Raw genomic sequence first — 4,204 nt, 5'->3', positions numbered from 1 at the left:
GTGCCGCAATCGATCGTCTACGACAATGATCGCTGCCTGGTGGCGAAGATTCTGCCAGACGGCACGCGCAAGCGTGCGACGCTGTTCAGTGGGTTTCTGTCTCACTACCGAGCTATGGCCCCTCCTCTTCCGCGTGGCGGCATGGCGTGGCAAAAGCCGCCGCATGCTGCAGATCACCGACCTTTCCGCGCGCGTTGCCGGGCACCTCCTCATCGACTATGCCAGTTTGACGCTGCCGACGGGCACCAAAGCGGGCCTCGTCGGACGCAATGGTGCCGGCAAATCGACGCTCTTTCGCGTCATCACCGGAGAACTCGCCGCCGAGACGGGCTCGGTGTCATTCCCAAAGAACACGCGGCTCGGTCAGGTAGCCCAGGAGGCGCCGGGCACCGAGGAGGCGCTGAGCGAAATTGTCCTAAAAGCCGACATGGAGCGCATCTCGCTCCTGAAGGAAGCCGAGACCGCGACCGATCCGACCCGGATCGCCGACATCCACCTCCGCCTCACCGACATTGACGCCCATTCGGCGGAAGCACGGGCCTCGGCGATCCTGTCGGGACTTGGCTTCGACGCGGCCGCGCAGGCGCGCCCGGCCTCCTCCTTCTCCGGCGGCTGGCGCATGCGCGTGGCGCTGGCGGTCGTGCTGTTCTCGCGGCCCGACCTCCTCCTCCTCGACGAGCCGACGAACTATCTCGACCTCGAAGGCACGCTGTGGCTGGAGAATTTCGTCGCGCGCTATCCCTATACGGTCATCGTCATCAGCCACGATCGCGACGTCCTCAACAACGCGGTCAACTCGATCATCCATCTCGACCAGAAGAAGCTCGTCTTCTATCGCGGCAGCTACGACCAGTTCGAGCGCCAGCGGGCCGAGAAGCTGGAGCTTCTGCAAAAATCGATCGCCAAGCAGACGGCCGAGCGCAAGCACATGGAAGCCTTCGTCGAGCGCTTCCGCGCGCAGGCGAACAAGGCTCGCCAGGCGCAGTCGCGCCTGAAGGCGCTCGAACGCATGCAGCCGCTCACCGCGATCGTCGAGGAGTATGTGACGCCCTTCGCCTTCGACGCGCCGGAAAAGCCCGCCGCCTCGCCTATCATCCACATGGAACATGCGTCAGTTGGATATGAGCCGGGCCAGCCGATTCTGTCGGGATTGAACTTGCGGATCGACACGGACGACCGGATCGCCCTTCTCGGGCAGAACGGCAACGGCAAGTCGACATTCGCCAAGCTGCTTGCCGAGCGCCTCGCCCCCCAGGCCGGCAAGATCACGCGGGCGCCGGGGCTGAAGATCGCCTTCTTCGCCCAGCACCAGATCGACGATCTGAGGCCGGCGGAGAGCGCCGTCCAGCATGTGCGCCGCATGATGCCGGACGCCCCCGAGGCGAAGGTGCGCAGCCGCGTCGCGCGCATGGGCCTGCCGACGCAGAAGATGGATACGGCGGCCGAGAAGCTTTCCGGCGGCGAGAAGGCGCGCCTCCTGATGGGGCTCGCCACGCTCCACGCGCCGAACCTCCTGATCCTCGACGAGCCGACCAACCATCTCGACATCGAGGCGCGCGAGAGCCTCGTGCGCGCTCTCAACGACTATCCGGGCGCCGTGATCCTCATCAGCCACGACCGGCATATGATCGAGGCAACGATTGACCGACTCTGGATTGTCGCCAAGGGTACCGTCTCCCGCTATGACGGCAACCTCGAAAACTACAAGAAACTCGTCCTTTCCGGCAGCACGAAGTGCAGCGGAATGGCAGAATCGGTTGCCGCGGAAGATAGACTGTCTGCCCCGCCCGCGGCCGCATCAAAAAACGACCAGCGCCGCATTGCGGCGAAAAGGCGCGAGGCGCTGAAGCCGCTCAAGAAAAAGATCAGCCAACTGGAGGTCCAGATCTCGCGGCTTCAGAAGACGATCAGAGGCCTTGACGAGATGCTGAGCGATGCCGCGCTCTACACGAGCGATCCCGCCAGGGCTGCCGAACTCAACAAGCAGCGCTCCGACGCGGCCAAGACACTCGCCTCCTGCGAAGAGGACTGGCTGGCCCTGACCGTGGAACACGAGGCGGCTACGGCAGCGGAGTAAAATCGCGGCGAGGCAATGCCGCGGCCGGTTGGTGAGCCCAATCGAGCTCAGGAAAAATTTGGTGCATGCGAACGGTGGCGCACTGACACGAACGAAGACTCACAGCCACCCGCCGAAAATGGTCCCCAACGAGATATCAAAATTTCCAGCCTGCACTCTATTAACGTGGAGCAACATCGTCTAAATCTCTGAAATTGGTCGCAGGAGCTCTGGCTCCCAGCCGATATTCTCCCGCACACTTGGTTGGTGGTCGGATCCCGAAGGGCCGAGAAACCTAATCGCAGTTGACGNCCGATATTCTCCCGCACACTTGGTTGGTGGTCGGATCCCGAAGGGCCGAGAAACCTAATCGCAGTTGACGAACTACGTTGTCAACGTCGGAGCAAAACCGGGCCAGTGGGGCGGAGTAAAAGCAGGCCACTGGCGTGAGGGGCACGACACAGGAAAGGGCCCGATCGGGCCCTTTCCTGTGTCGTGGGGGATGTCCTGAGGATCAGGGGTCGGTGATTTCGCCGGTCCCGGGATCGAAGACGTCGGCAGTGGCCTGGTTTTGCTCCGCCGTGGCGGCGGCCCTGCACGGTCCGGCGGATTGTTTGAGGCGATAGCTGTCGCCGTTCATCGTCAGGATGTGGACGTGGTGGGTCAGGCGGTCGAGCAGTGCGCCGGTCAACCGTTCGGATCCGAGAACGCTCGTCCAGTCCTCGAAGGGGAGATTGGACGTGACGATGGTCGAGCCGCGCTCGTAGCGCTGGGAGAAGACCTCGAACAGGAGTTCGGCGCCAGTCGGCGACAGCGGCACGTAGCCGAGTTCGTCGACGATCAGCAGCTTCACGGCCTGGAGATCGCGCTGCAGCTTCAGAAGGCGGCGCTCGTCGCGAGCCTCCATCAGTTGATGAACGAGAGCCGCCGTCGTCGTGAACGAGCATCTTGTTGAGGCTCGCAATCGCAGTGAAGTCAAACGTGTCGAAGCTTTTGACCGCCGGGAACCTGGCCGCCTTGATCCGCCGCTCAATCGTGCGGCGCTCCCGATCGATCAGCTCCAGCTCGATCAGGCGCAGTAGGTAGCGGGGATGGTCGACGCCGTCGCGGGCGCACTCGCGGGCGACCTTGTCGTATTCCCGCAGAACCGTCGGCAACTTCAACTGCTTGAGGTGGTGCGCGAGCAGCACCTGCGGCGTGCCGCCGGTCGTCCCCGTCGGCATCCTGTCGGGACTGAACTTGCCGCTCATGCCGCCCTCCCGGGAACCAGAACGGCGTAGTCGGCCGCCGCCGTCGTCCTGACATCCATCTTCGGCAGATGGGGATAACGGGCCAGGTCGAGCCGAAGCGGACGCCGCTCGACACGGGCCAGCGCGATTTGCTTGACGGCGTCGAACCCCACCGCCCCGAGCCGGATCGCCTCGGTCACGGCATCGGCGACGGTCGGCATCGGACAAGTCTCCATCAGTCGCAGGACCTGGATGAACTCCCGCTTGCCGCGATTGCCCATGCGGGCCTCGAGGAGATGACGCAGATGCTGGAACGTCTCGGGCAGATCCCAGCCTTGTAGTGGCGCGGCCTGATCGAGGGCGTTCGGCTTCGTTTCGATCAGCATCAGATAGTGCAGCGGATCGAACACGAAGGCGCCCGTGCCATAGGCACGGCGATGCCGGGCAATCTCCTCGCCGGCGCAAAGGATCACCACCTCGTCGACAAAGCCCTTCACCAGAACGTCCCGGAAGCCGAAGGTTGTCGGCACCGAGTAGTCATTGCAGCGGTAGCGAACCAGGGACGTCGAGGAGACCCGGGCAGCCCGCTTCTCGCACGGCTCCAGCGGCACCGCGGGCAATTCCTTGAAGGCCGCCAGATCGGACACAAGGCGCGCGCCGATCGTCTCGCTGTGGCGTCCGGCCCGTTCGTCCTGTCGTTGTCGGCAGCGCTCCGCCAGCATGGCGTTCAGATCGTCAAAGCTCGCCGCATGCGGGATCGGCGTCATGAAGTTCAGACGCGCGTACTTCACCAGCCCCTCGACATTGCCTTTATCCGGCATGATGGCGGTGGCGCTCCAACATCTCTGCCGCACTTCGGTGATTGGCGTTATGGTGAGACCATCCGGGATGTGGGGCGCCGGGAGCACGCAAAGTGCGG

2 protein-coding genes and 1 pseudogene are annotated in these 4,204 nt (G+C 63.8%); 1 reads left to right on the top strand and 2 read right to left on the bottom strand.

The features are described from left to right. The first annotated feature begins 163 nt into the window (after positions 1-163). Complete coding sequence (locus tag VSX60_RS21975; protein WP_327626369.1) at positions 164-2,077, top strand: ABC-F family ATP-binding cassette domain-containing protein; 1,914 nt, start codon at positions 164-166, stop codon at positions 2,075-2,077. 493 nt (positions 2,078-2,570) lie between these two features. On the opposite strand, the pseudogene VSX60_RS21970 reads toward VSX60_RS21975, so the two are convergent. After that, positions 2,571-3,279 (bottom strand): annotated as a pseudogene (locus VSX60_RS21970) (ATP-binding protein). Between the two features lie 23 nt (positions 3,280-3,302). Continuing rightward, positions 3,303-4,204: Mu transposase domain-containing protein (locus tag VSX60_RS21965; protein ID WP_442873139.1), on the bottom strand; the 902-nt coding region annotated here is incomplete at its 5' end.

This window comes from Aurantimonas sp. A3-2-R12 (assembly GCF_036016755.1).
Taxonomy (GTDB): domain Bacteria; phylum Pseudomonadota; class Alphaproteobacteria; order Rhizobiales; family Rhizobiaceae; genus Aurantimonas; species Aurantimonas coralicida_A.
Note: the sequence above shows the minus strand (reverse complement) of the source record. Positions and strands in the feature narration are given on the sequence as shown.

Excerpts from the sequence above, each read along its gene's own strand:
- VSX60_RS21975 (WP_327626369.1), top strand. The coding sequence starts at position 164 with ATGCTGCAGATCACCGACCTTTCCGCGCGCGTTGCCGGGCACCTCCTC.